Source organism: Pseudomonas sp. LS.1a, assembly GCF_022533585.1.
Taxonomy (GTDB): Bacteria; Pseudomonadota; Gammaproteobacteria; order Pseudomonadales; family Pseudomonadaceae; genus Aquipseudomonas.
This window is the reverse complement of the sequence record NZ_CP092827.1, coordinates 3,737,487-3,763,987: the sequence shown is the minus strand read 5'-3', so window position 1 is coordinate 3,763,987 and position 26,501 is coordinate 3,737,487. Positions and strand designations below refer to the sequence as shown.

The 26,501-nt window shown below is 63.8% G+C and carries 22 protein-coding genes; 9 read left to right on the top strand and 13 right to left on the bottom strand.

Features of this window, described 5'->3' with window-relative positions; translation table 11 throughout:
* Positions 1-120 precede the first annotated feature (120 nt).
* The 9 genes from MKK04_RS17555 to MKK04_RS17515 all read right to left on the bottom strand — a co-directional run bounded on the left by MKK04_RS17555 (position 121) and on the right by MKK04_RS17515 (position 11,691).
* Complete coding sequence (locus MKK04_RS17555; RefSeq protein ID WP_241105832.1) at positions 121-1,410, bottom strand: NAD(P)/FAD-dependent oxidoreductase; 1,290 nt, start codon at positions 1,408-1,410, stop codon at positions 121-123.
* A 233-nt stretch (positions 1,411-1,643) separates the two neighbouring features.
* The gene (locus MKK04_RS17550) at positions 1,644-3,587 is read right to left on the bottom strand and encodes a DNA topoisomerase III (protein WP_241105831.1); all 1,944 of its coding nucleotides are present in this window, start codon (positions 3,585-3,587) and stop codon (positions 1,644-1,646) included.
* Between the two features lie 199 nt (positions 3,588-3,786).
* Positions 3,787-4,215 carry a GNAT family N-acetyltransferase gene (locus MKK04_RS17545; RefSeq protein ID WP_003258855.1) on the bottom strand — a complete coding sequence of 143 codons (429 nt, stop codon included), beginning with the start codon at positions 4,213-4,215 and terminating at the stop codon, positions 3,787-3,789.
* Positions 4,208-5,374 (bottom strand): ribosomal protein uL16 3-hydroxylase, encoded by a 1,167-nt coding sequence (locus tag MKK04_RS17540; protein ID WP_063912591.1) that lies wholly within the window; start codon positions 5,372-5,374, stop codon positions 4,208-4,210. Before MKK04_RS17540 ends, MKK04_RS17545 begins: the two co-directional genes overlap by 8 nt.
* Positions 5,375-5,455: 81 nt before the next feature.
* Complete coding sequence (purB, locus tag MKK04_RS17535) at positions 5,456-6,826, bottom strand: adenylosuccinate lyase (protein WP_063912590.1); 1,371 nt, start codon at positions 6,824-6,826, stop codon at positions 5,456-5,458.
* A 199-nt stretch (positions 6,827-7,025) separates the two neighbouring features.
* On the bottom strand, positions 7,026-7,652 hold the full coding sequence (gene hflD / locus MKK04_RS17530) for a high frequency lysogenization protein HflD (protein ID WP_015270973.1): 627 nt from the start codon (positions 7,650-7,652) through the stop codon (positions 7,026-7,028).
* Complete coding sequence (mnmA, locus tag MKK04_RS17525) at positions 7,649-8,773, bottom strand: tRNA 2-thiouridine(34) synthase MnmA (protein WP_233693638.1); 1,125 nt, start codon at positions 8,771-8,773, stop codon at positions 7,649-7,651. Before mnmA ends, hflD begins: the two co-directional genes overlap by 4 nt.
* Before the next feature lie 60 nt (positions 8,774-8,833).
* Complete coding sequence (locus tag MKK04_RS17520; protein WP_207831181.1) at positions 8,834-9,274, bottom strand: NUDIX hydrolase; 441 nt, start codon at positions 9,272-9,274, stop codon at positions 8,834-8,836.
* A gap of 191 nt (positions 9,275-9,465) precedes the next feature.
* On the bottom strand, positions 9,466-11,691 hold the full coding sequence (locus MKK04_RS17515) for an NADP-dependent isocitrate dehydrogenase (RefSeq protein WP_233686887.1): 2,226 nt from the start codon (positions 11,689-11,691) through the stop codon (positions 9,466-9,468).
* A gap of 428 nt (positions 11,692-12,119) precedes the next feature.
* Here MKK04_RS17515 and icd point away from each other — a divergent pair, with 428 nt between their 5' ends.
* Positions 12,120-13,376: an NADP-dependent isocitrate dehydrogenase gene (gene icd, locus MKK04_RS17510; RefSeq protein WP_207831185.1), complete on the top strand. Its 1,257-nt coding sequence runs from the start codon at positions 12,120-12,122 to the stop codon at positions 13,374-13,376.
* Between the two features lie 72 nt (positions 13,377-13,448).
* On the opposite strand, the gene cspD is transcribed toward icd, so the two are convergent.
* On the bottom strand, positions 13,449-13,703 hold the full coding sequence (gene cspD / locus MKK04_RS17505; protein ID WP_207831187.1) for a cold shock domain-containing protein CspD: 255 nt from the start codon (positions 13,701-13,703) through the stop codon (positions 13,449-13,451).
* A 230-nt stretch (positions 13,704-13,933) separates the two neighbouring features.
* Here cspD and clpS point away from each other — a divergent pair, with 230 nt between their 5' ends.
* Both clpS and clpA read left to right on the top strand, forming a co-directional pair.
* On the top strand, positions 13,934-14,296 hold the full coding sequence (gene clpS, locus MKK04_RS17500) for an ATP-dependent Clp protease adapter ClpS (RefSeq protein ID WP_013973290.1): 363 nt from the start codon (positions 13,934-13,936) through the stop codon (positions 14,294-14,296).
* A gap of 30 nt (positions 14,297-14,326) precedes the next feature.
* The gene (clpA, locus tag MKK04_RS17495; protein ID WP_233693637.1) at positions 14,327-16,597 is read left to right on the top strand and encodes an ATP-dependent Clp protease ATP-binding subunit ClpA; all 2,271 of its coding nucleotides are present in this window, start codon (positions 14,327-14,329) and stop codon (positions 16,595-16,597) included.
* Positions 16,598-16,680: 83 nt separating this feature from the next.
* Here clpA and infA read toward each other — a convergent pair whose 3' ends face one another.
* From infA to aat, 3 genes are all read right to left on the bottom strand, one after another.
* A complete protein-coding gene (gene infA / locus MKK04_RS17490; protein WP_002553999.1) occupies positions 16,681-16,899 on the bottom strand; it encodes a translation initiation factor IF-1 in 219 nt (72 codons plus the stop codon).
* A gap of 102 nt (positions 16,900-17,001) precedes the next feature.
* Positions 17,002-17,709, bottom strand: a complete 708-nt coding sequence (locus MKK04_RS17485) for an arginyltransferase (RefSeq protein ID WP_207831191.1) — start codon at positions 17,707-17,709, stop codon at positions 17,002-17,004.
* Between the two features lie 56 nt (positions 17,710-17,765).
* On the bottom strand, positions 17,766-18,446 hold the full coding sequence (gene aat, locus MKK04_RS17480) for a leucyl/phenylalanyl-tRNA--protein transferase (RefSeq protein WP_241105830.1): 681 nt from the start codon (positions 18,444-18,446) through the stop codon (positions 17,766-17,768).
* 384 nt (positions 18,447-18,830) lie between these two features.
* Between aat and MKK04_RS17475 the strand changes: the two genes are divergently transcribed.
* The 6 genes from MKK04_RS17475 to cysG all read left to right on the top strand — a co-directional run bounded on the left by MKK04_RS17475 (position 18,831) and on the right by cysG (position 26,496).
* Entirely contained in the window at positions 18,831-21,386 is a 2,556-nt protein-coding gene (locus MKK04_RS17475; protein WP_442964546.1) for a DNA translocase FtsK 4TM domain-containing protein, read from the top strand.
* A 62-nt stretch (positions 21,387-21,448) separates the two neighbouring features.
* Positions 21,449-22,084 carry an outer membrane lipoprotein chaperone LolA gene (gene lolA / locus MKK04_RS17470; protein WP_063912582.1) on the top strand — a complete coding sequence of 212 codons (636 nt, stop codon included), beginning with the start codon at positions 21,449-21,451 and terminating at the stop codon, positions 22,082-22,084.
* Between the two features lie 12 nt (positions 22,085-22,096).
* Positions 22,097-23,422, top strand: a complete 1,326-nt coding sequence (locus MKK04_RS17465) for a replication-associated recombination protein A (protein ID WP_013973284.1) — start codon at positions 22,097-22,099, stop codon at positions 23,420-23,422.
* Positions 23,419-23,793: a fluoride efflux transporter CrcB gene (gene crcB, locus MKK04_RS17460; protein WP_075045642.1), complete on the top strand. Its 375-nt coding sequence runs from the start codon at positions 23,419-23,421 to the stop codon at positions 23,791-23,793. Before MKK04_RS17465 ends, crcB begins: the two co-directional genes overlap by 4 nt.
* A gap of 30 nt (positions 23,794-23,823) precedes the next feature.
* Positions 23,824-25,104 carry a serine--tRNA ligase gene (serS, locus tag MKK04_RS17455; protein WP_025339770.1) on the top strand — a complete coding sequence of 427 codons (1,281 nt, stop codon included), beginning with the start codon at positions 23,824-23,826 and terminating at the stop codon, positions 25,102-25,104.
* The gene (cysG, locus tag MKK04_RS17450) at positions 25,105-26,496 is read left to right on the top strand and encodes a siroheme synthase CysG (protein ID WP_241105828.1); all 1,392 of its coding nucleotides are present in this window, start codon (positions 25,105-25,107) and stop codon (positions 26,494-26,496) included. It abuts the gene before it with no gap.
* Positions 26,497-26,501 lie beyond the last annotated feature (5 nt).

The window sequence follows — 26,501 nt, the reverse complement described above, 5'->3', positions numbered from 1 at the left end:
GTGAGCTATTGAGAATAGGAGGAATTTTGCTTGGCGCCGGAATTTGTGGTGACTGCACTGTAGTGGGCTTGCACCATGCTTCCGGCCTGCCCGGCGCCGTGTAGGAGCGGTGCCAGGCGATCAGGCGCGGTCGCGCATCCGGTACCAGGCCTTGGCGGCGGCTTCCAGCGGTGCGGCCAGCAGGTCGCCACCGGGGAAGCGGCCGTTGTCGATGCCTTGATATAGCGCCAGCAGGTCGTCGTCACCGAGGATGGCATCGCTCACGGCCCGGGCTGCGGCCAGGGTCGGCAGCACGCCATGGCCTGAGAAGCCCTGCAGCCAGTAGCGCTGGCCCTCGCGGCCGACGTCCGGGGTACGCTGGATGCTGCAATCGATATGGCCGCCCCAGGCGTAGTCGATGGCTACCCCGGCCAGCTGCGGAAACACCCGCTCCAGGTAGGGGCGGGTGGCGCTGGCGACGTCCCTGGGAATACCGCCCAGGTAGGTGCAGCCGCCGCCAAATAGCAGACGATGGTCCGGGGTAAGGCGGAAATAGTCGGGCACGAACTGGTTGTCGATTACGCAGCTGTTGCGGGGCAGTAGCGACTGGGCGAAGTCGGCGTCCAACGGCGCGGTGGCTACCTGATAGGACCCGACGGGCAGCAGGCGGCGTGACAGGCTGCGGTCGAGGCGGTCGATGTAGGCGTTGCAGGCCAGGACCAGCACGTCGCTGCGCACTTCGCCACGCTCGGTGCGGGCGATGTAGCCGCTGCCGGTCTGTTGGTAGTCGAGCACCTGGCTTTGTTCGAAGATACGCCCACCGCTAGCTTCGATGGTACTGGCCAGGCCCTGGGCCAGCTTTAGCGGATTGAGGTGGGCGCCTTTGGCGTCATAGAGCGCAGCCTGGTAGCGCGGGCTGTCGATCCATTGGGGCAGCTCGTCGCGGCCGATCAGGCGCAGGGCGTCGTAGCCCCATTTGTGTTCGGCCTCGTGCAGGGCTTCTTCCAACAGCTTCACCCGGCGCGGCAGCACGGCAGTCCACAAGCTGCCCAGCCGGTAGTCAATGTCGAAGCCATGTCGCACGGGGAGTTCGCGCATTTCGTCGGCGGCCCAGCACATGCTGGCCCACAGGCGTCGGGTGCGTTCGATACCCAGGGCCTTTTCCAGCGGCGGCATGTCGCACGACCAGCCGAGCAGTGCCTGGCCACCGTTGCGGCCGGACGCGGCCCAGGCCACGCGGCTGGCTTCCAGCAGCGTTACGCGTTTGCCGGCCTGGGTCAGGCGCAGGGCGGTGTGCAGGCCGCTGAAGCCGGCGCCAATGATCAGTACATCGGTGTCGTGGTTGCCTTGCAGGGTGGGGCGCAGGGGAATGCTGGTGGGGTAGGTCTGGGCGTAGTAGCTGGCGACGTGCTGGGCGGATTGTTTGAACATGCAGGGGTCTCATGAAATTTATTTTGATTATTCTCATGAAAATTTAGCAGGTAAATTTCATGGCGCCAATGCATTGGCCGCCTTTGTGGTTTACCTGGGGTTGTTGTGTTGCCTGTCCTGGCCCTTTCGCGGGTAAACCCGCTCCCACAGGTCATCGCTGGACTTGAGGCCGGCGCTGTTCCTGTGGGAGCGGGTTTACCCGCGAAGGGGCCTGACCTGGGAGGGCAAAATCTTCAGGTTGTCGCCTTTTTTCGAGGCTGCCTTGGTTTGCCTGCGGCCGCTTTTCCTTTCCCGCCGCCCCTGCGCTTCTTCTTCCACGGCGGCGCCGCCCCGGCCGCCGGCCCGCTGATGGTCATGCGCATACCGCTGCACCGCTCCACCAGTTTACCCATCCATGCCGACTGCCGGGCGACGAACTCTTCCAGCGTCATCTCGCCACTCTGCACCATGTCCAGCGCCTGCTCCCAGATAGCCGTGGTACCCGGGTCGGCAATGGCGCGCGGTACGGCGTCGATCAGGCTGAACGCCGCAGGCGTGGCGGACAGGGCCTTGCCGTTCTTGACCAGGTAACCACGGTCAAGCAGGCCCTGGATGATGCTGGCGCGGGTGGCTTCGGTGCCGATGCCGGTGGTTTCCTTGAGCTTCTGCTTCAGTCGAGGGTCATCCACCAGCTTGGCGACGTTCTTCATCGCCTTGATCAGGTCGCCTTCGGTAAACGGCTTGGGTGGCTGGGTCCACAGGTCTTTCAGTTGCAGGCCCTGCACGCTGCAGTCCTGGCCTTCGCGCAGCGCTGGTAACACCTGGGCCGGTGGTGTCTCGCGGCCCTTGGCCGGGGTCAGCGCTTCGGGCAGTGCACGGCGCCAGCCGGGTTCGACGATCTGCTTGCCTACTGCACGCAGGGCATGGCCGGCGCAATCGAAGTCGGCCTGGGTGCGGTCGTACTCGTGGTTGGGCAGGAACTGCGCCAGGTAGCGGGCGCGGATCAGGGTGTACACCGCCTTGTGCTTGGCCGGCAGGCGCGACGGGTCGCTGGCGGCGGCAGTGGGGATGATGCCGTGGTGGGCACTGACCTTGGCGTCGTTCCACGCCCGTGAACGGCGCTGCGGCTCCAGGTAGGGCTGCAGCGGCGCCAGGCTGGCATCGGCCCGTTGCAGGACGGCGAGGATGGCGGGCGCTTCGGCGTGCTGGCTTTGTGGCAGGTAGCCGCAGTCGCTGCGCGGGTAGGTGATCAGCTTGTGGGTTTCGTACAGCGCCTGGGCGATGTCGAGGGTTTCCTGGGCGCCGAGGCCGAATTTTTTCGAGCACAGTTCCTGCAGCGTGCCCAGGTCGAAGGGCAGGGGAGCCGCCTCACGCACGCGCTCGGTGGTCACCTTGATGGCCCGGGCAATACCCGCCTTGCCGATGTCGGCGGCAGCCTGCTGCGCCAGGGCCTGGTTCAGGCAGCGGCCCTGGTCGTCGCAGGCGTCCTCGGGGGCGCGCCACTGGGCGTTGAAGCCGAAGCCTGCGTGTTCGAGTTGCACGTCGATGGCCCAGAACGGCACCGGCACGAAGTCGGCGATGCTGCGGTCGCGGTCGACCACCAGGCGCAAGGTGGGCGTTTGCACCCGGCCCACCGGCAGCACGCCCTGGTAGCCGGACTGCCGGCCCAGCAGGGTGAACAGCCGGCTCATGTTCATGCCGATCAGCCAGTCGGCGCGGGAGCGGCCCAGCGCCGAGTGGTACAGGTTGAAGGTTTCGTGGCCCGGCAGCAGGCGTGCCAGTGCCTTGCGGATGGAGGCGTCGTCCAGTGCCGACAGCCACAGGCGCTGCACCGGGCCGCGGTAGCGACAATGCTCGACCAGTTCGCGGGCGATCATTTCGCCTTCGCGGTCGGCATCGGTGGCGATCACCAGTTCGCGCGCTTCGCCGAGCAGGCGCTTGACCGCCTTGAACTGGCTGGCGGTCTTGGGCTTGACCAGCATCTTCCACTTGTCCGGGATGATCGGCAGGTCGGCCAGGTTCCAGCGCTTGTAGCGTTCGTCGTAGCTGTCGGGCGGGGCGGTTTCCAGCAGGTGGCCGATGCACCAGGTCACGCAGACGTCGGTGCCTTGCCAGCAGCCATCGCCCTTGCGGTTGGCGCCGAGCACTTTGGCGATGTCTTTTGCCTGGGAGGGTTTTTCGCAGAGGAACAGGCGCATGGCCGGGGACGCTTCATCGGGGGTGATGGGCGATAGGATGCGCAAGCGAGGGCGCGGAGGCAAGTTTTATCTGGATGGATGTACAGGTTTTTTGTCAGAGGGGATGTCTTGGCTGTACCGGCCTCTTCGCGGGTGAACCCGCTCCCACAGGGGCCCCACAATTTTCAGAATTTGTGGGGGCCTGTGGGAAGGTCGTGGATCAGGCGCGCGAGTCGCGCACCATGTCCACGTGCGGGATGCCGGCTTCGAGGAACTCCTCGCTGACCACGCGAAAACCCAGCCGCTCGTAGAACGGCGTGGCGTGCACCTGGGCGCTGAGCATCTGCTGCTTCAGGTCGCGGTTCTGGGCTTCGACAATCACCGCGTTCATCAGCGCGTCACCCACCTTAAGCCCGCGCCAGTCCTTCAGCACCGAGACCCGGCCGATGGTGCCGTCAGGCAGCAGGCGGGCGGTGCCGATCGGGTAGTCGCCTTCCAGGGCCAGGAAGTGCGCGGCGGTCGGGTCGTCCGAGTCCCACTCCAGCTCCGGCGGCACGTGCTGTTCGGCAATGAACACCGCTTCGCGGATGCGGCGGATGTCGGCGTTGTCCTTGTGCCAGTCGGCAAGGCGCACACGAATCTTATTCATTGGCGAATCCCAGGCTTCCTTGTTTGACCAGCTGCTGTACCAGCATAAGGCCATCTTCATCCTGCAGCCATTCGCCCAGGTTATCGATGTGCAGGGCGTCGGCCGCGCAAACCAGCTTCAGCAGCTCGCGCAGTTTGCCCGGCAGCGGGCAGCTGCGGCCGCTGGCGAACAGCAGCAGGTCTTCTTCGAATTCCGACCAGGCCAGGCGTGCGCTCGGGTTGCGGATCAGGATGGCGCCCTGTTCCAGGGCGTCGATCAGCTCTTCCTCGGACAGCTCTTCACCGACGATCTGCTCGGGGTAGCGCGGCTCGGTCATGAACTGGCCGAACCAGGTCAGCAGCAGGTCCTTGTCGCCCATGTGCTTGTCGAGCAGCGCCTTCAGGCGGTCGAGGGCGTCGTGCTGGATCTGGTGCGGGTCGCTGACCGGCTGGGCGTCGGCGTCGCTGTAGCGTTCTTCGTCGGGCAGGAACTGGCCGAGGAAATCGGTGAAGTGGGTCAGCACTTCGGCGGCGCTTGGGGCGCGGAAGCCGACCGAGTAGGTCAGGCAGTCGTCCACGGCCACGCCGTAGTGGGCCAGGCGCGGTGGCAGGTAGAGCATGTCGCCCGGCTCCAGGGTCCACTCATCGCTCTGCTCGAATTCGGCGAGGATGCGCAGGTCGGCGTGCTCCAGCAGCGAGCTGTCGCTGCTGCACATCTGGCCGATTTTCCAGTTGCGCTGGCCGTGGCCCTGCAGCAGGAACACGTCGTAGTTGTCGAAGTGCGGGCCGACGCTGCCACCGGGGGCGGCGAAGCTGATCATCACGTCATCGATGCGCCAGCTGGGCAGGAAACGGAAGTTTTCCAGCAGTTCGGCCACTTCCGGGACGAACTGGTCGACGGCCTGCACCAGCAGGGTCCAGTCCTTTTCCGGCAACTCGGCGAAGGTCTCTTCGGTGAACGGGCCGCGACGCAGCTCCCACGGGTGCGCGCCGTGCTCGAGCACGATACGCGACTCTACTTCCTCTTCCAGAGCCAGGCCGGCCAGCTCGTCGGGGTCGATCGGGCTGATGAAGTCCGGGAAGGCCTGGCGCACCAGCAGCGGCTTCTTCTGCCAGTAGTCGCGCATGAATTCGCGGGCCGAGATGCCGCCGAGCAGCTGCAGTGGAGTATCAGGATTCATGTTCAACCTATTGAAAAAATGTAATTTTCGTCCGGGAATAAAAACGCCCGGGCAGGCCGGGCGTTGAACGCGACGGTCAGCTTAGATGCGTTTGGCCTGTGCTGCCGCGTTGCCGATGTAGGTAGCAGGGGTCAGCTGCTTGAGCTCGGCCTTGGCGTCGGCTGGCATGTCCAGGCCGTCGATGAAGGTCAGCAGCGCTTCCGGGGTGATGCCCTTGCCACGGGTCAGCTCTTTGAGCTTCTCGTAGGGGTTTTCGATGTTGAAGCGGCGCATCACGGTCTGGATCGGCTCGGCCAGTACTTCCCAGCAGGCGTCCAGGTCGGCGGCGATGCGGGCTTCGTTGACTTCCAGCTTGCCGATGCCTTTCAGGCTGGCTTCGTAGGCGATGACGCTATGGGCAAAGCCTACGCCCAGGTTGCGCAGCACGGTGGAGTCGGTCAGGTCACGTTGCCAGCGCGAGATCGGCAGCTTGCTGGCCAGGTGCTGGAACAGCGCGTTGGCGATACCCAGGTTGCCTTCGGAGTTTTCGAAGTCGATCGGGTTGACCTTGTGCGGCATGGTCGACGAGCCGATTTCGCCGGCAACGGTCTTCTGCTTGAAGTAGCCCAGCGAGATGTAGCCCCACACATCGCGGTCGAAGTCGATCAGGATGGTGTTGAAGCGGGCGATGGCGTCGAACAGCTCGGCGATGTAGTCGTGCGGCTCGATCTGGGTGGTGTACGGGTTGAACTGCAGGCCCAGCTCGTCTTCGATGAAGGCGCGGGCGTTCTGCTCCCAGTCGATCTGCGAGTAGGCCGACAGGTGGGCGTTGTAGTTGCCCACGGCGCCGTTGATCTTGCCCAGCAGCGGCACGGCGGCAACCTGGGCGATCTGGCGCTCCAGGCGGTACACGACGTTGGCCAGCTCTTTACCCAGGGTGGTCGGCGAAGCCGGCTGGCCGTGGGTGCGCGACAGCATCGGCACGTCGGCATGGGCGTGGGCCAGGGCGCGGATGGCATCGGCGATCTGGCGCATCAGCGGCAGCAGCACTTCGTCACGGCCGGCGCGCAGCATCAGGGCGTGGGACAGGTTGTTGATGTCCTCGCTGGTGCAGGCGAAGTGGATGAACTCGCTGACCTTGGCCAGCTCAGGCAGCTTGGCAGCCTGCTCCTTGAGGAGGTATTCGATCGCCTTGACGTCGTGGTTGGTGGTGCGCTCGATTTCCTTGACGCGTTCGGCGTGCTCGAGCTTGAAGTCGGTGGCCAGGCTGTCCAGCAGGGCGTTGGCTTCGGCGGAGAATGCCGGCACTTCGCCGATCTGCGGGTGGGCGGCCAGGCGCTGCAGCCAGCGCACTTCGACCAGGGCGCGGAAACGGATCAGGCCGAATTCGCTGAAAATAGGGCGCAAGGCCTGGGTTTTGCCGGCATAACGGCCGTCTACAGGGGAAACCGCAGTGAGCGAAGAGAGCTGCATGGGGTGTTCTCGGACAGTCAGGCTTTTGGAAGGGCGCATATCATACATGAATTTTGCGCCCGAGTCGGGTGGCTGACCAAAGGTCGGGCCATTAAAAGCATGTCGCGGCCCTTGTGGGGCGGGTTTACCCGCGAATACGTCGGCTGATCCAGCATCGCATTCGCGGGTGAACCCGCTCCCACAGGGGTGGGGTCGCCTGTCAGGAAGGCGAACGCATCATGTCGTACAGTTCGTTGAGCAACTTGCGCCGGCTGAACACCAGCTGCCAGCGGTGCCCGCCCAGCTGGCGCCACAGGCGCGCGGCGCGGATGCCGGCCAGCAGCAGGGCGCGGATCTTCGAGGCGTTGCTGGCCTGCTGCAGGAAGCGCATGTCGCCATGTACCTGGATGCGCTGGCGCAAGGTGCTCAGGGTGTCCTGGTACAAGGCTCCACTGGATGCAATGACGTTTTCATGAACCAGGCCGAAATGCTCGGCCTGGGACTGGATTTGCGGCAGGCGGTTGCCGATGGTGTCGAGCAGGTCGCCGCGCTTGTTCAGCTGGCGCTCCAGGCCCAGCATCGACAGGGCGTAGCGCAGCGGCTCGCGCTGCAGGCTGCTGGGGTCGCGCTCCAGCGCGCCGACCAGCGCGCGGTAGCCGTCGCGCAGGTTCAGGTCATCACCGCCGAACACCTCCAGGGTGTCCTTGGGGTCACGCACCAGCAGGCTGCCCAGCATGCAGCCGATGTTGGCCTCGCTGGCCTGGCCGGTGCGGGCGATGCGATCGACCAATACAGCGGCCTGGAACACACCGCCCAATGCAATCAGCTGCTCCTGCAGGTTGCTCATGTGCGCGGGCTCCAGGGCTCGGCGGCTTCGATCACGCCGCCACCCAGGCACACTTCGCCGTCGTAGAACACCACCGACTGGCCCGGGGTAACGGCGCGCTGCGGCTCGTCGAACACCGCGCGGTAACCGCTTTCGGTCAGCGCCAGGGTGCACTGTTGGTCGCTCTGGCGGTAGCGTACCTTGGCGGTCAGCTGGCGCGGGCTGCTGAGGTCGACCGGGTTGACCCAGAAAATTTCCGAAGCCAGCAGGGCGCGGGAGAACAACCATGGGTGTTCGTTACCCTGGCCGACTACCAGCACGTTGCGGGTCAGGTCCTTGTGCAGCACGTACCACGGCTCGTCGCCGGCGTCCTTCAGGCCGCCAATGCCCAGGCCCTGGCGCTGGCCGATGGTGTGGTACATCAGGCCGTGGTGGCGGCCGATCACTTCACCGTCGGTGGTTTCGATGTCGCCTGGCTGTGCCGGCAGGTACTGCTTGAGGAAGTCGCTGAAGCGGCGCTCGCCGATGAAGCAGATGCCGGTGGAGTCCTTCTTCTTGGCGGTGGCCAGGCCGTGTTTTTCGGCAATGGCGCGGACTTCGGGCTTTTCCAGCTCGCCGACCGGGAACAGGGTGCGGGCAATTTCCTTGCCGCCGACGGCGTGCAGGAAGTAGCTCTGATCCTTGTTCGGGTCCAGGCCCTTGAGCAGTTCGGTGAGTTCACCGGTGTCGCGGCGGCGCACGTAATGGCCGGTGGCGATCAGGTCGGCACCCAGCGACAGGGCGTAGTCGAGGAACGCCTTGAACTTGATTTCGCGGTTGCAGAGGATGTCCGGGTTGGGCGTGCGGCCGGCCTTGTACTCCTCGAGGAAGTGCTCGAACACGTTGTCCCAGTATTCGGCGGCGAAGTTGGCGGTGTGCAGCTTGATGCCGATGCGGTCGCACACGGCCTGGGCGTCGGCCAGGTCTTCACGGGCGGTGCAGTATTCGGTGCCGTCGTCTTCTTCCCAGTTCTTCATGAACAGCCCTTCCACCTGGTAGCCCTGCTCCATGAGCAGAAGGGCGGAGACAGAAGAGTCCACGCCGCCGGACATGCCGACGATGACGCGGGTCTTGGCGGGGTCTTTGAGTGCTGGGCTGGTCATGGTTACCGGTGTGTATCAAGGGGGGAAAAACGTCGATTCTATCAAACCTGCGGCGGCGCGTCAGTCGCGCAGCAGGTCGAGGCTGTGCAAGGGGCCTTTGAGGTAGTCGTCGAGGCAGCGTGGCACCAGTTCGCTGCGCCAGCGGGCGGGGTCGGCCAGCAGTTCGTCGCGGGTCAGCCACACGGCGCGGACAATGTCGCGGTCCAGTGCCAGGTCGGCGTGATGGCGCACGGGGCGGGCGGCGAAGCAGATGCGCTGGTAGGTCACGCCGTTGCTTGGTGCGGTGTACAGGTAGATGCCGACCACGCCGGTGAGCTCGACTTCCCAGGCGGTTTCTTCGAGGGTTTCGCGCAGGGCGGCCTGGGGCAGGGTCTCGTTGGGTTCGAGGTGGCCCGCGGGTTGGTTGAAGACGTGTTGGCCTGCCTTGAATTCTTCGACGAAGAGGAACTTGCCTTCGTGTTCGACGATGGTGGCGACGGTGATGTGGGGTTGCCAGGTCATGAACAGCTCCTTAGAGGCCTGCACAGCCCCTGTGGGAGCGGGTTTACCCGCGAATGCGTCGGTGGATTCGCCATCGCATTCGCGGGTAAACCCGCTCCCACAGGGTCCGCGCTGGCGGCCAGAAATCGTTTATCCAGAAAGCACAAACCCCGGTGCGTGGCCGGGGTTTGTGCTGTTACTTCAAGCGAGCCTTACAGGGCGGCAATGGCGCTGTTCAGGGTCTGGCTTGGGCGCATCACCTTGGCGGTCAGCTCGGCATCCGGGGCGTAGTAGCCACCGATGTCGGCCGGCTTGCCCTGGACGGCGTTGAGCTCGGCGACGATGGTCTCCTCGTTCTCGGTCAGGGTCTTGGCCAGTGGCGCGAAGCGTGCCTGCAGGGCAGCGTCGTCGTTCTGCGCAGCCAGGGCCTGGGCCCAGTACAGGGTCAGGTAGAAGTGGCTGCCGCGGTTGTCGATACCACCGACTTTGCGCGACGGCGACTTGTTGGTGTCGAGGAACTTGCCAGTGGCCTGGTCCAGGGTGTTGGCCAGCACTTTGGCGCGCGGGTTGTCGTAGGTGTTGCCCAGGTGCTCCAGGGAAGCGGCCAGGGCCAGGAATTCACCCAGCGAGTCCCAACGCAGGAAGTTCTCTTCCACCAGCTGCTGCACGTGCTTCGGTGCCGAACCGCCGGCACCGGTTTCGAACAGGCCGCCGCCGTTCATCAGCGGTACGATCGACAGCATCTTGGCGCTGGTGCCCAGCTCCATGATCGGGAACAGGTCGGTCAGGTAGTCACGCAGCACGTTGCCGGTCACCGAGATGGTGTCCTTGCCTTCGCGGATGCGGGCCAGGGAGAACTTGATGGCGTCGACCGGTGCCAGGATGCGGATGTCCAGGCCACTGGTGTCGTGATCCTTCAGGTACTTCTGCACCTTCTCGATCATCACGCCGTCGTGGGCGCGGGCCGGGTCCAGCCAGAACACTGCCGGCGTGTTGCTCAGGCGGGCACGGTTGACGGCCAGCTTGACCCAGTCCTGGATCGGCGCGTCCTTGACCTGGCACATGCGGAAGATGTCACCGGCTTCGACGTTCTGCTCGAGAACGACCTTGCCTTTGCTGTCGACCACGCGCACCACGCCGTCGGCCTTGATCTGGAAGGTCTTGTCGTGGGAACCGTATTCTTCGGCCTTCTGTGCCATCAGGCCGACGTTCGGCACGCTGCCCATGGTGGTCGGGTCGAAGGCACCGTTGGCCTTGCAGTCTTCGATGGTGGCCTGGTAGATGCCGGCGTAGCAGCGGTCCGGGATGATCGCCTTGGCATCCTGCAGTTCGCCGGCGGCGTTCCACATCTTGCCCGAGTCACGGATCATGGCCGGCATCGAGGCGTCGACGATGACGTCGCTCGGCACGTGCAGGTTGGTGATGCCTTTGTCGGAGTTGACCATGGCCAGGGCCGGGCGCTGGGCGTACAGGGCCTGGATGTCGGCTTCGATTTCGGCCTGCTTCTCGGCTGGCAGGTCCTTGATGCGGGCGTACAGGTCGCCGATGCCGTTGTTGGCGTTGAAGCCTACTTCAGCCAGGGCGGCGGCGTGCTTGGCCAGCACGTCGTTGTAGAACTCTTCGACGATGACGCCGAACATGATCGGGTCGGAGACCTTCATCATGGTGGCTTTCAGGTGCACCGACAGCAGCACGCCGGAGGCCTTGGCATCGGCGATCTGCTCGGCGATGAAGGCTTTCAGGGCCTTGCGGCTCATGGTGGCGCAGTCGATGACTTCGGCGGCTTTTACCGCGGTCTTTTCTTTCAGCACGGTGGTGCTGCCGTCTTTGCCGACCAGCTCGATGCGCAGGCTGTCGTCAGCTTCGATCAGTGCGGCTTTTTCGCTGCCGTAGAAGTCGCCCTGGGTCATGTGGGCAACGTGCGACTTGGAGTCGGCAGCCCAGGCGCCCATCTTGTGCGGGTGCTTGCGGGCGTAGTTCTTGACCGACAGCGGCGCGCGGCGGTCGGAGTTGCCTTCGCGCAGTACCGGGTTCACGGCGGAACCCTTGATGCGGTCGTAGCGGGCGCGGGATTCTTTCTCTTGCGCGGTGGCCGGCTCGTCGGCGTAGTCAGGGATGTTGAAGCCCTTGCCTTGCAGTTCCTTGATCGCGGCTTTCAGCTGCGGTACCGAGGCGCTGATGTTCGGCAGCTTGATGATGTTGGCTTCAGGGGTGGTAGCCAGCTGGCCCAGTTCCGCCAGGTGATCGCCTACTTGCTTCTCTGCGCCCAGTTGCTCCGGGAAGGCGGCGAGGATGCGGCCAGCCAGGGAGATGTCGCGGGTTTCGACGGCGATGTCAGCCGAAGCGGTGAAGGCTTCGATGATCGGCAGCAGCGAGTAAGTGGCGAGGGCGGGGGCTTCGTCGGTGAAGGTATAGATGATCTTGGAACGGGTGGGCATGCGGGTTAACTCTCTGTGTGCTGAGCGTGCTCGAGTCTCGTGCTGCGCAGGGTAGGCGCATCGCCCTGGCAGCGCCATGAGCGGAAAGTCGAGAGGCTGCGAGCGGTGATGGTGGATGCATCAGTCGAGCGTCAAGTGCTGAGCTGCGGTAACAACCCAGGCTTCGTGGCCAGGCTTTGTGTCCATTCATGGCCGAGGGCGGTCCGCATTTTTCCTGGGGATCGCCCCGATGACCCTTCGGTCGCGGCGCAGTATACCAAACCATTCGGGCTAATCAGCAAGGCCAAGTGATATCGGCCCATTTATAAGACCAAAGACTAAGCGGCAATGTGGCGGGTTGTCGCATGCCTTGCAGGTCCGCAGATGTGGTTTAGGCTCATTGCATCACTTGATGTCCAAACCACACCCGACAGCGGAGTAGTGCAAGCATGGGATACCAGAAAATCAAGGTTCCGACCGACGGCGCCAGGATCACCGTCAATGCCGACCATTCGCTCAACGTGCCTGACAACCCGATCATTCCTTATATTGAGGGCGACGGGATTGGCGTCGATGTCTCGCCGGTCATGATCAAGGTGGTCGACGCCGCCGTGCAGAAGGCCTACGGCGGCAAGCGCAAGATCGCCTGGATGGAGGTGTACGCCGGCGAAAAAGCCACCCAGGTGTACGACCAGGACACCTGGCTACCCCAGGAAACCCTCGATGCCGTGCGTGATTACGTGGTGTCGATCAAGGGGCCGCTGACCACCCCGGTGGGTGGTGGCATCCGTTCGCTCAACGTGGCCTTGCGCCAGCAGCTCGACCTTTACGTGTGCCTGCGCCCGGTGCTGTGGTTCCAGGGCGTGCCGAGCCCGGTGAAAAAGCCTGGCGATGTGGACATGGTGATCTTCCGCGAGAACTCCGAGGACATCTATGCCGGTATCGAGTGGAAGGCCGGTTCGCCCGAGGCGAACAAGGTGATCAAGTTCCTCAAGGAGGAAATGGGCGTTACCAAGATCCGCTTCGACCAGGACTGTGGCATTGGCGTCAAGCCGGTGTCCCGCGAGGGCACCAAGCGCCTGGTGCGCAAGGCCCTGCAGTATGTGGTGGACAACGACCGCGAGTCGCTGACCCTGGTGCACAAGGGCAACATCATGAAATTCACCGAGGGTGCCTTCAAGGACTGGGGCTATGAAGTGGCGCGCGACGAGTTCGGCGCCGAGCTGCTCGATGGTGGCCCGTGGATGAAGTTCAAGAACCCCAAGAGCGGCCGCGAGGTCATCGTCAAGGACGCCATTGCCGACGCCATGCTGCAGCAGATCCTGCTGCGCCCGGCCGAGTACGACGTGATCGCCACCCTTAACCTGAACGGTGACTACCTGTCCGATGCCCTGGCGGCGGAAGTGGGCGGTATCGGCATTGCGCCGGGTGCCAACCTGTCCGACACCGTGGCCATGTTCGAGGCCACCCACGGCACCGCACCCAAATATGCGGGGCAGGACAAGGTCAACCCAGGCTCGGTGATCCTGTCGGCGGAGATGATGCTGCGGCACATGGGCTGGACCGAGGCGGCCGACCTGATCATCAAGGGCACCAACGGCGCGATTGCCGCCAAGACCGTGACCTATGACTTCGAACGGCTGATGGACGGCGCCAGGCTGGTGAGCAGCTCAGGCTTTGGCGATGAAATGATCAAGCATATGTAAAGCAATGCAAAACCGGCCGCTTCCAGTAAGGAGGCGGCCGGTTTTTCGTATGCCGGCAGGCCGCGCGGCAAGTCAGGCGTCGGCAGTGCTGCCGGTTTGCTGTGCGCTGGTGGCAGTGGCGGCAGTGGCGCTGCTGATATTCACCGCGTGCAGGCCTTTGGGGCCCTGGACGATGTCGAAGCTCACGGCCTGGCCGGCCTTGAGCGTCTTGTACCCGTCCATCTGGATGGCTGAGTAATGAGCGAACAAGTCTTCGTCCTTGCCCTCTTCATTGATGAATCCATAGCCCTTGGCATTGTTGAACCACTTGACTTTACCGCTTGCCATCCCTATGTCCCTCTGCAAAGGACTCCATCACTGGAGTATCATCCACTTCATCCGCATACGAACCATGCGAAAAATCTGGTTGACTGCGCGGATCTTTATCGACCACGGTGGGTTCTTATTGTTTGTAACACCGTTTTGCCGATAGTCAAGGTCGCCCGGCGCCTGCGCTGGCCGTGCCTTTCGCAGTCAACCCATAACCTTAACCTGTCGCTCATGATGAAATTCTTTCCATGCATGCACCTAGTGAGATTCGACTAACATTCAATCAGGATCGCCCGCAATCGAATGAGGACGACGGCTCAGGTCTTGCAGTACAGGAAGCCAAGCCGATCCTGCAGGCACCACCGATGTACAAGGTGGTTTTGTTCAACGATGACTACACGCCGATGGATTTCGTCGTCGAAGTGCTCGAGACGTTCTTCAATCTGAACCGCGAGCTGGCGACCAAGATCATGCTGACCGTCCATACCGAAGGGCGGGCAGTGTGCGGATTGTTTACCCGTGACATCGCCGAAACAAAGGCTATGCAGGTCAACCAATACGCCAGGGAAAGCCAGCATCCGCTACTCTGTGAAATCGAGAAGGACGGTTAATCGCCGACCACTTGGGTATGAGGTGAAGCTATGTTAAACCGCGAGCTCGAAGTCACCCTCAATCTTGCCTTCAAGGAGGCCCGTTCGAAGCGTCATGAGTTCATGACCGTCGAACATCTGCTGCTGGCACTCCTTGACAATGAGGCTGCCGCGACCGTTCTGCGCGCCTGTGGCGCCAATCTCGACAAACTCAAGCACGACCTGCAAGAGTTCATCGATTCCACCACGCCCCTGATTCCGGTCAACGACGAAGACCGCGAAACCCAGCCGACCCTGGGCTTCCAGCGTGTACTGCAACGTGCCGTGTTCCACGTGCAAAGCTCCGGCAAGCGTGAAGTCACCGGCGCCAACGTGCTGGTGGCGATCTTCAGCGAACAGGAAAGCCAGGCCGTGTTCCTGCTCAAGCAGCAGAGCGTGGCCCGCATCGACGTGGTCAACTACATCGCCCATGGCATCTCCAAGGTGCCGGGCCATGGTTCGCATTCCGAAACCGACCAGGAAATGCAGGACGAAGAGGGCGGCGATACCGCTTCTTCGAGCAACCCGCTGGATGCCTATGCCAGCAACCTGAACGAGCTGGCCCGTGCCGGCCGTATCGACCCGCTGGTAGGCCGCGAGCAGGAAGTGGAGCGCGTGGCGCAGATTCTTGCCCGTCGGCGCAAGAACAACCCGCTGCTGGTGGGTGAGGCTGGCGTTGGCAAGACCGCCATCGCCGAAGGCCTGGCCAAGCGCATCGTCGATGGCCAGGTGCCCGACCTGCTGGCGCAGAGCGTGGTGTATTCCCTCGACCTTGGCGCACTGCTGGCCGGTACCAAGTACCGTGGCGACTTCGAGAAGCGCTTCAAGGCGCTGCTGGGCGAGCTGCGCAAGCGCCCGCAGGCAATCCTGTTCATCGACGAAATCCACACCATCATCGGTGCCGGTGCAGCGTCGGGCGGGGTAATGGATGCGTCCAACCTGCTCAAGCCACTGCTGTCGTCCGGTGAAATCCGCTGCATCGGCTCGACCACGTTCCAGGAGTTCCGCGGCATCTTCGAGAAGGACCGTGCCCTGGCACGGCGCTTCCAGAAGGTCGATGTCAGCGAGCCCTCGGTCGAAGACACCGTGGGCATCCTGCGTGGCCTGAAAGGGCGCTTCGAAAGCCACCACAACATCGAGTACAGCGACGAAGCCTTGCGCGCCGCTGCCGAGCTGGCCTCGCGCTACATCAACGACCGGCACATGCCGGACAAGGCCATTGACGTGATCGACGAAGCCGGTGCCTACCAGCGCCTGCAGCCGGAGGCCAGCCGCGTCAAGCGCATCGACGTGCCACAGGTCGAAGACATCGTCGCCAAGATCGCGCGGATTCCGCCGAAACACGTCACCAGCTCCGACAAGGAACTGCTGCGTAACCTCGAGCGTGACCTGAAGCTGACCGTATTTGGTCAGGACCAGGCGATCGATTCGCTGGCTACCGCGATCAAGCTGTCCCGTGCCGGCCTCAAGTCGCCAGACAAGCCGGTTGGTTCGTTCCTGTTCGCCGGCCCGACCGGCGTCGGCAAGACCGAAGCGGCGCGGCAGCTGGCCAAGGCGCTGGGTGTAGAGCTGGTGCGCTTCGACATGTCCGAGTACATGGAGCGCCACACCGTGTCGCGCCTGATCGGCGCGCCTCCTGGTTATGTTGGCTTCGACCAGGGTGGTTTGCTGACCGAGGCGATTACCAAGCAACCGCACTGCGTGTTGCTGCTCGATGAAATCGAGAAGGCCCACCCGGAAGTCTTCAACCTGCTGCTGCAGGTGATGGACCACGGCACCCTGACCGATAACAACGGGCGCAAGGCCGACTTCCGTAACGTGATCCTGATCATGACCACCAACGCCGGCGCAGAAACCGCTGCGCGGGCCTCGATCGGCTTCACCCATCAGGACCATGCGTCCGATGCCATGGAAGTCATCCGCAAGAGCTTCACGCCGGAATTCCGCAACCGCCTGGATACCATCATCCAGTTCGGCCGCCTGAGCCACGAGACGATCAAGAGCATCGTCGACAAGTTCCTTATCGAACTGCAGGCACAGCTGGAAGACAAGCGGGTACTGCTTGAGGTCAGTGAGGATGCACGCGGCTGGTTGGCGGCCTCGGGCTACGACGTGCAGATGGGTGCGCGGCCGATGGCGCGGCTGATCCAGGACAAGATCAAGCGGCCGTTGGCCGAGGAGATCCTGTTTGGCGAACTGGCCGAGCATGGTGGCGTGGTGCACGTCGACCTGCGCGATGGCGAACTGGTGTTCGACTTCGAGACGACGGCTGAGGTTGCGTGACAGCGGGGGCTGCAATGCAGCCCCCTGCATCTGGCAGGCACAAAAAAGCCCGGCACATGGCCGGGCTTTTTCATGGCTTGAGCTTAGCGCGCACGGTAGGTGATGCGGCCCTTGCTCAGGTCGTAGGGCGTCAGTTCGACGCGGACCTTGTCGCCAGTGAGAATACGGATGTAGTTTTTGCGCATCTTTCCGGAGATGTGCGCGGTTACGACGTGCCCGTTTTCCAACTCCACGCGGAACATGGTGTTGGGCAGGGTGTCGACGACAGTACCTTCCATTTCGAAGCTGTCTTCTTTCGACATGCAGTAGAGCCCTCGGATCCAGTGTTGGCCCGACGCATAACCGCACCGGGCAAAAAAGTGGCGTGGATTATGCCCGAAAACTGTGTGTCAAGCCAATGCCTTTCAGTTGAGGGTGACCCAGCGCTGATTTATCAACAGTTCGATGGGCCGATACTGCGTCTTGTAGTTCATTTTCTTGCAGTTCTTGATCCAGTAACCCAGGTAAACCGCCTCCAGGTTCTGGCGCAGGGCTTCGGTGATCTGCCAGAGGATGGCGAAGCGGCCCAGGCTGCGGCGTTCTTCGTCCGGCTCGTAGAAGGTGTATACCGCCGACAGGCCGTTGGGCAGCAGGTCGCACACCGCTACCGCCATCAAGCGGCCTTCCAGGCGGAACTCGTAAAACCAGCAGAACGGCAGGTCGCGCACCAGGAAGGTGGAAAACTGGTCACGGCTGGGCGGGTACATGTCACCGTCGGCGTGGCGCGTTTCGATATAGCGCCGGTACAGATCGAAGTATTCTTCCTTGAACACCGGGCGTGCCGCAGTCACGGTCAGGTCGGCGTTGCGCTTGAGGATGCGCCGTTGCTGGCGGTTGGGGATGAAGCGTGCCGCCGGGATGCGTGCCGGCACGCAGGCATTGCAGTTCTGGCAGTGCGGGCGGTACAGGTGGTCGCCACTGCGGCGAAAGCCCATTTCCGACAAGTCGGCGTACACATGCACGTCCATTGGCTGGCTGGGGTCGAGGAACAGCGTGGTTGCCTGTTCGTCGGGCAGGTAGCTGCAGGAGTGGGGCTGAGTGGCATAGAACTTCAACCGCGCCAACTCTGTCATGATCAACCCCCTCGGTGAGACTTTGCTTTAAGTGTAAGCCAGCTATGGGAACTCGCCTAGGGAACCCATGTGGCGCTGTTGGGCTGGTCGAGGTGGCGTGCCAGGTAACCGGCGAACTCGGCGCGGCTGATGGCGCGGGCGCCCAGGCTGTGCAGGTGGTGGGTCGGCATCTGGCAGTCGATGAGGACGAAACCGGCCTGGCGCAGGTGGTTGACCAGGGTCACGAAGCCGACCTTGGAAGCGTTGTCGGCGCGGCTGAACATCGATTCGCCGAAGAACAGCTGGCCCATGGCCAGGCCGTACAGGCCGCCGACCAGCTCGCCATCCCGGCGCACCTCTACCGAATGGGCGGTGCCGCGCCGGTGCAGCTCGCAATAGGCGGCGCGCATGGTGTCGGTGATCCAGGTGCCGTCGGCGTAGTCACGCGGCGCGGCGCAGGCGGCGATGACGGCGGCGAAGTCAGTGTCGAAGCTGACCTGGTATCGGCCCTGGCGCATCAGCTTGGCCAGCGAGCGCGACACGTGCAGCTGGTCAGGGAACAGCACCGTGCGCGGGTCGGGTGACCACCAGAGGATCGGCTGGCCGTCCTGGTACCACGGGAAACAGCCATGGCGATAGGCCTGCACCAGGCGCTCGGGGCTCAGGTCGCCGCCGGCGGCGAGCAGGCCGTTGGGGTCGTGCAGGGCCTTTTCCAGAGGAGGGAAGGCAAGCGAGTCGCGGGTCAGCCAGGTGAGCATGGTCTATCGTGCGGTGGGGGAGGGGAGGGCTCAGCATGGCTTGCGCGCATGGCAGGGTCAATGGGTGTGGCCCCTTCGCGGGTAAACCCGCTCCCACAGGGGCCCTGCTGCCTTCAGGGGTGTTGCAATACCTGTGGGAGCGGGCAAGCCCGCGAAGAGGCCGGCACAGGCGATGAAAATAGGCAATTTCCTACACATTCATGAAACCGCAGGCACCATCCGCTACATTTGCTGTCACACCTGTGCAAAAACACAGCATAAGCCTTTGTCACAGAAGACAATGCGTGCTCAAATTGCAGGTATACGAAAGTCGCCCCCACTCAAGCTCCTTACGGCGTGCCGTCATGGCAGTGGGCGGGCAGTAATGTTAAAAGTAGTGGTTCATTGGCCGCACCGTCGGCCGATCACTATTGGACGCGCAGCACGCGCAGGAATAGACGCGTTTTGAAGAAATCCACCGCAACTCCAGCTCCCTTGCCCGTCCCCCTGTGGCGGCAGCAGCTGCATTATCGCCTCAAGGAAGGTGCGTTGATCGCAGTCGGCGCCCTGTGCCTGTACCTGTGGATGGCGCTGCTGACCTACGACACGTCGGACCCGGGCTTCAGCCACACCAGCAACGTCGACCAGGTGCAGAACGCCGCCGGGCGTGCCGGTGCCTACTTCGCCGACATTCTGTTCATGGTGCTGGGTTACTTCGCCTACATCTTCCCGCTGCTGCTGGCGATAAAGACCTGGCAGATCTTCCGCGAACGCCACCAGCCCTGGGACTGGAGCGGCTGGCTGTTCTCCTGGCGGTTGATCGGCCTGGTGTTCCTGGTGCTGTCTGGTGCGGCGCTGGCGCATATCCATTTCCACCCGCCAGCGAGCATGCCGTTCTCGGCCGGTGGCGCACTCGGCGAGAGCCTGGGCGACCTGGCGCGCAACCTGCTGAACGTGCAGGGCAGCACGCTGATGTTCATTGCCCTGTTCCTGTTCGGCCTGACCGTGTTCACCGACCTGTCGTGGTTCAAGGTGATGGACCTGACCGGCAAGATCACCCTCGACCTGTTCGAGCTGGTGCAGGGCGCCGCCAACCGTTGGTGGGAAGCACGCAACGAGCGCAAGCGCCTGGAGGCGCAGCTGCGCGAGGATGAACCGGTGGTGGTCAAGGCCGCGCCAATGGCTGCCGACAAGCGTGAGCCGGCCAAACCGGCGCTGCGCGAGCGCATTTTCAAACGTGAAGAGGCACCTGCCCGGCCAGTCGAGCCGCGTGAGCCCACCCTGTCACGCGAGCCTGTGGTACCGCGCGAGTCGCTGGCACCACGTGAGCCGATAATCTCCCGCGAACAACCTGCCGCGGCCCCGATGATCGTGCCGCCGACACCCGCCAGGGCGCCGGAGCCGAGCAAGCGGGTGATGAAGGAGAAGCAGGCACCGCTGTTCGTCGACAGCGCGGTGGAAGGCACCTTGCCGTCGATCTCCATCCTCGACCCGGCCGAACAGAAGAAGATCGAGTACTCGCCGGAATCCCTGGCCGGCGTCGGCCAGCTGCTGGAAATCAAGCTCAAGGAATTCGGCGTGGAAGTGACGGTGGACTCGATCCACCCGGGCCCGGTGATTACCCGTTACGAAATCCAGCCGGCCGCCGGCGTGAAGGTCAGCCGCATCGCCAACCTGGCCAAGGACCTGGCGCGTTCGCTGGCAGTGACCAGTGTGCGTGTGGTCGAGGTCATTCCCGGCAAGACCACCGTGGGTATCGAGATCCCCAACGAAAACCGGCAGATGGTGCGCTTCTCGGAAGTGCTGGCCACGCCGCAGTACGACGAGCAGAAATCGCCGGTCACCCTGGCCCTGGGCCACGACATCGGCGGCAAGCCGGTAATCACCGACCTGGCCAAGATGCCGCACCTGCTGGTGGCCGGTACCACCGGTTCCGGTAAGTCGGTGGGTGTGAACGCGATGATCCTGTCGATCCTGTTCAAGTCCAGCCCGGAAGACGCGCGCTTGATCATGATCGACCCGAAAATGCTCGAATTGTCGATCTACGAAGGCATCCCGCACTTGCTGTGCCCGGTGGTCACCGACATGAAGGACGCCGCCAACGCCCTGCGCTGGAGCGTGGCCGAGATGGAGCGGCGCTACAAGCTGATGGCGGCCATGGGCGTGCGTAACCTGGCCGGCTTCAACCGCAAGATCAAGGACGCCCAGGAAGCCGGCGAAATCATCCATGACCCGCTGTACCGCCGCGAGAGCATGGACGACGAGCCGCCTGCGCTGAAAACCCTGCCGACCATCGTGGTGGTGGTCGATGAATTCGCCGACATGATGATGATCGTCGGCAAGAAGGTCGAAGAGCTGATCGCCCGTATCGCCCAGAAGGCACGTGCGGCCGGTATTCACCTGATCCTCGCCACCCAGCGCCCTTCGGTGGACGTGATTACCGGCCTGATCAAGGCCAACATCCCGACCCGCATGGCGTTCCAGGTGTCGAGCAAGATCGACTCGCGGACCATCATCGACCAGGGTGGTGCCGAACAGCTGCTGGGCCACGGTGACATGCTGTACATGCCGCCGGGCACCAGCCTGCCGATTCGCGTGCACGGCGCGTTCGTCTCCGACGACGAGGTGCACCGCGTGGTGGAAGCGTGGAAGCTGCGGGGCGCCCCGGACTACAACGACGACATCCTCAATGGTGTCGAAGAGGCCGGCAGCGGCTTCGAAGGCGGCGGCGGCGGCGGTGGCGATGGCGAAGATTCGGAAAGCGACGCCCTGTATGATGAGGCCGTGCAGTTCGTGCTGGAAAGCCGCCGCGCATCCATTTCGGCCGTGCAGCGCAAACTGAAGATCGGCTACAACCGCGCCGCCCGCATGATCGAAGCCATGGAAATGGCCGGCGTGGTTACCCCCATGAACAGCAACGGCTCGCGGGAAGTGATTGCCCCGGGTGGCCCGCGCGACTGATGAACACCTTGCCGGGCGCCAACGGTGGCGTCCGGCCTTTTCAATGCTCGATGAGGATTCCCATGCGCGCGATTCGCATGCTGTTGGTTTCTGCCCTGGCCGCGGCTTCTGTGTCGGCCACCGTTTCGGCTTATGCCGGTGAGCAAGATGTACAACGCCTGACCCAATTGTTGGAAAAGTCGCAGACCATCGAGGCGAACTTCTCCCAGCTGACCCTGGACGCTGGCGGCACCAGCCTGCAGGAAACCTCCGGCAAGATGACCGTCAAGCGCCCGGGCCTGTTCTACTGGCACACCGATGCGCCGCAGGAGCAGGTGGTGGTCTCCGATGGCAAGAACGTCACCCTGTGGGACCCGGACCTGGAGCAGGCCACCATCAAGAAGCTTGATGTGCGCCTGAACCAGACCCCGGCACTGCTACTGTCCGGTGACGTGTCGAAGATCAGCCAGAGCTTCGACATCAGCTCGAAGGAGCAGGGCGAAGTGATGGACTTCACCCTCAAGCCGAAAACCAAGGACACCCTGTTCGACTCGCTGCGCGTGTCGTTCCGCAAAGGCCTGATCAATGACATGCAACTGATCGACAGCGTCGGCCAGCGCACCAACATCCTGTTCAATGGCGTGAAGGCCAACCAGGCGGTGCCGGACAGCAAGTTCAAGTTCGACATCCCCAAAGGCGCGGACGTCATCAAGGAGTAACCAGAACTCGCCATGGACCTGTTTCGAAGCGAACCCGTCGCCCAGCCCCTGGCCGCTCGCCTGCGCCCGTCCAACCTGGACGAGTACGTTGGCCAGGAGCATCTGCTGGCGCGCGGCAAACCGCTGCGCGAGGCGCTGGAGCAGGGTGCGCTGCACTCGATGATCTTCTGGGGGCCGCCGGGGGTGGGCAAGACCACCCTTGCGCGGTTGCTGGCGCAGTTCTGCGATGCGCACTTCGAAACGGTGTCGGCGGTGCTGGCCGGGGTGAAGGAAATTCGCCAGGCGGTCGAGGTGGCCAAGCAGCAGGCTGGCCAGTACGGCCGCCGTACCATCCTGTTCGTCGACGAAGTGCACCGCTTCAACAAGTCGCAGCAGGATGCCTTCCTGCCCTATGTGGAAGACGGCACCCTGCTGTTCATTGGCGCCACCACCGAAAACCCGTCGTTCGAGTTGAACAACGCACTGCTGTCGCGGGCGCGGGTATATGTGCTCAAGAGCCTGGACGAGGCGGCGCTGCGCAAGCTGGTCAACCGCGCGCTGACTGAAGAGCGTGGCCTGGGCAAGCGCAACCTGCGGGTTGGCGATGACGCTTTCAAGATGCTGATGGCTGCCGCCGATGGCGATGGCCGGCGCATGCTCAACTTCCTCGAGAACGCCTCGGACCTGGCTGAGGACGGCAGCGAGATCGACGTCGAGATGCTGCAGAGCCTGCTCGGTGACAGCCGCCGCCGCTTCGACAAGGGCGGCGAGGCGTTCTACGACCAGATTTCCGCGCTGCACAAGTCGGTGCGCGGCTCCAACCCCGATGGTGCCCTGTACTGGTTCGCGCGCATGCTCGACGGCGGCTGCGACCCGCTGTACATCGCCCGCCGCGTGGTGCGCATGGCCAGCGAAGACATCGGCAACGCCGACCCGCGTGCGCTCAGCCTGTGCCTGGCGGCCTGGGATGTGCAAGAGCGCCTGGGCAGCCCCGAGGGTGAGCTGGCGGTGGCCCAGGCCATCACCTACCTGGCCTGTGCACCGAAGAGCAACGCAGTGTATATGGGCTTCAAGACCGCCCTGCGCGAAGCCGCCGAGCATGGCTCGCTGGAAGTGCCGCTGCACCTGCGCAACGCTCCGACCAAGCTGATGAAGCAACTGGGCTATGGCGACGAGTACCGCTATGCCCACGACGAGCCCGACGCCTATGCCGCCGGCGAAGATTACTTCCCCGAGGAACTCGAGCCGCGCCAGTACTACCAGCCGGTGCCCCGTGGCCTGGAACTGAAGATTGGCGAGAAGCTGCGCCACCTGGCCGACCTTGACCGCAACAGCCCCCGCCAGCGGAGAAAACCGTGATTGCACTGATTGCCGCCGTCAGCGCGGGCGGTATTGCCGGCACTTTGTTGCGCTTTGCTACCACCAACTGGGTGGCTGCCCACTGGCCACGGCACTTCTATCTCGGTACGCTGGCGGTCAACCTGATTGGCTGCCTGCTGATCGGCCTGCTCTATGGCCTGTTCCTGCACAAGCCGATCGTGCCGGTCGAGCTGCGCGCCGGGCTGATCGTCGGCTTCCTCGGCGGCCTGACGACTTTTTCCTCCTTTTCGCTGGATACCGTACGCCTGCTGGAAAGCGGGCAAGTGCCCCTGGCTTTGGGTTATACCGGTATCAGCGTGGTGGGCGGGCTGCTCGCGACCTGGGCCGGCCTGTCCCTGACCCGATTCTGAACCAACACCTACACATAACGAGAGAACGATATGCTCGATTCCAAACTGTTACGCGGCCAACTTCAGGAAGTGGCGGATCGCCTGGCCTCCCGTGGCTTCAGCCTGGATGTCGCGCGCATCGAATCACTGGAAGAGCGCCGCAAGGCGGTGCAGACCCGCACCGAGCAGCTGCAGGCCGAGCGTAACGCCCGTTCCAAGTCGATCGGCCAGGCCAAGGCCAAGGGCGAAGACATTGCGCCGCTGATGGCCGACGTCGAGCGCATGGCCAATGAACTGGCTGCCGGCAAGACCGAACTGGACGGCATCCAGGCCGAACTGGACGGCATCCTGCTGACCATCCCCAACCTGCCGGACGCCAGCGTACCGGTCGGTGCCAGTGAAGACGACAACGTCGAAGTGCGCCGTTGGGGCACACCGAAGGCCTTCGACTTCGAAATCAAGGACCACGTCGCCCTCGGCGAAGTCAGCGGTGGCCTGGACTTCGAAGCCGCCGCCAAGCTGTCTGGTGCGCGCTTTGCCGTGCTGCGTGGCCCGATCGCCCGCCTGCACCGCGCCCTGGCGCAGTTCATGATCAACCTGCACACCGGTGAGCACGGCTACGAGGAACACTACACCCCGTACCTGGTGCAGGCTCCGGCCCTGCAGGGTACCGGCCAGTTGCCGAAGTTCGAGGAAGACCTGTTCAAGATCAGCCGCGAAGGCGAGGCCGACTTCTACCTGATCCCGACTGCCGAAGTGTCGCTGACCAACCTGGTGGCCGGTGAAATCCTCGACGCCAAACAGCTGCCGCTGAAGCTGGTTGCCCACACCCCGTGCTTCCGCAGTGAAGCCGGTGCTTCGGGCCGTGACACCCGCGGCATGATCCGCCAGCACCAGTTCGACAAGGTCGAGATGGTGCAGGTCGTCGAGCCGTCCAAGTCGATGGAAGCCCTGGAAGGCCTGACCGCCAACGCCGAGCGTGTGCTGCAGCTGCTGGAGCTGCCGTACCGCGTGCTGGCCCTGTGCACCGGCGACATGGGCTTTGGCGCGGTGAAGACCTACGACCTGGAAGTGTGGGTACCCAGCCAGGACAAGTACCGCGAAATCAGCTCGTGCTCCAACTGCGGCGACTTCCAGGCGCGCCGCATGCAGGCCCGCTGGCGCAACCCGGAAACCGGCAAGCCAGAGCTGGTGCACACCCTCAACGGCTCCGGCCTGGCCGTAGGCCGTACCTTGGTTGCCGTGCTGGAAAACTACCAGCAGGCCGACGGTTCGATCCGTGTGCCGGAAGTGCTCAAGCCATACATGGGCGGCGTCGAGGTCATCCGCTAAATGGATTACCTGCCGCTGTTCCACAAGCTGCAGGGTGGCCGCGTGCTGGTCGTTGGCGGTGGTGAGATCGCCTTGCGCAAGGCGCGCCTGCTGGCCGATGCCGGCGCCGCGCTGCGGGTGGTGGCACCGGATGTCGACGGCCAGTTGGCAGCGCTTGCCCGGGAAGGTGGCGGCGAGGTGCTGGTGCGTGGCTATCAGGCGGCCGACCTGGTCGGTTGCCGGCTGGTGATCGCGGCCACCGACGACCCTGGGCTCAATGCCCAGGTGTCGGCGGATGCACAGGCGCTGAGCCTGCCGGTCAATGTGGTGGATGCGCCGGCCCTGTGCACGGTGATCTTCCCGGCGATCGTCGACCGTTCGCCGTTGGTGGTGGCGGTGTCCAGTGGCGGCGATGCTCCGGTGCTGGCGCGCTTGATTCGCGCCAAGCTGGAGGCCTGGATCCCGTCCGCCTACGGCGAACTGGCTGGCCTGGCCGCGCGCTTCCGCGACAAGGTCAAGGCCTTGTACCCGGACGTCAACCAGCGCCGCGGCTTCTGGGAAACCGTATTCCAGGGGCCGATTGCCGAGCGCCAGCTGGCCGGGCAGGGCGCCGAGGCCGAGCGCCTGTTGCAGGCGATGGTCGACGGTGCACCGGTGCAGCAGGGTGGTGAGGTGTACCTGGTGGGTGCGGGCCCGGGCGATCCGGACTTGCTGACCTTCCGCGCCTTGCGCCTGATGCAGCAAGCCGACGTGGTGTTGTACGACCGTCTGGTGGCACCGGCGATCATCGAGATGTGCCGGCGCGATGCCGAGCGTATCTATGTGGGCAAGCGCCGTGCCGACCATGCCGTGCCGCAGGACCAGATCAACCGCCTGCTGGTCGATCTGGCCCGGCAGGGCAAGCGTGTGCTGCGCCTGAAGGGCGGCGACCCGTTCATCTTCGGCCGGGGTGGCGAAGAGATCGAAGAGCTGGCCGAGCATTGCATCCCGTTCCAGGTGGTGCCGGGCATTACCGCGGCCAGTGGGTGCTCCGCCTATGCGGGCATTCCGTTGACTCACCGCGACTATGCCCAGTCGGTGCGTTTCGTGACCGGGCACCTGAAGGATGGCACCAGCAACCTGCCTTGGCATGACCTGGTGGCGCCGGCGCAGACCCTGGTGTTCTACATGGGCCTGGTGGGTTTGCCGACCATCTGTGCCGAGCTGATTCGCCATGGCCGTGCGGCCAGTACCCCGGCGGCGCTGGTGCAGCAGGGCACTACGCGAAATCAGCGGGTGTTCACCGGCACCCTGGCGGATCTGCCGGAGCTGGTGGCCCAGCATGAAGTGCATGCGCCGACCCTGGTGATTGTCGGGGAAGTGGTGCAGTTGCGTGACAAGCTGGCGTGGTTCGAAGGCTCGCAGAACAGCTGAAATCG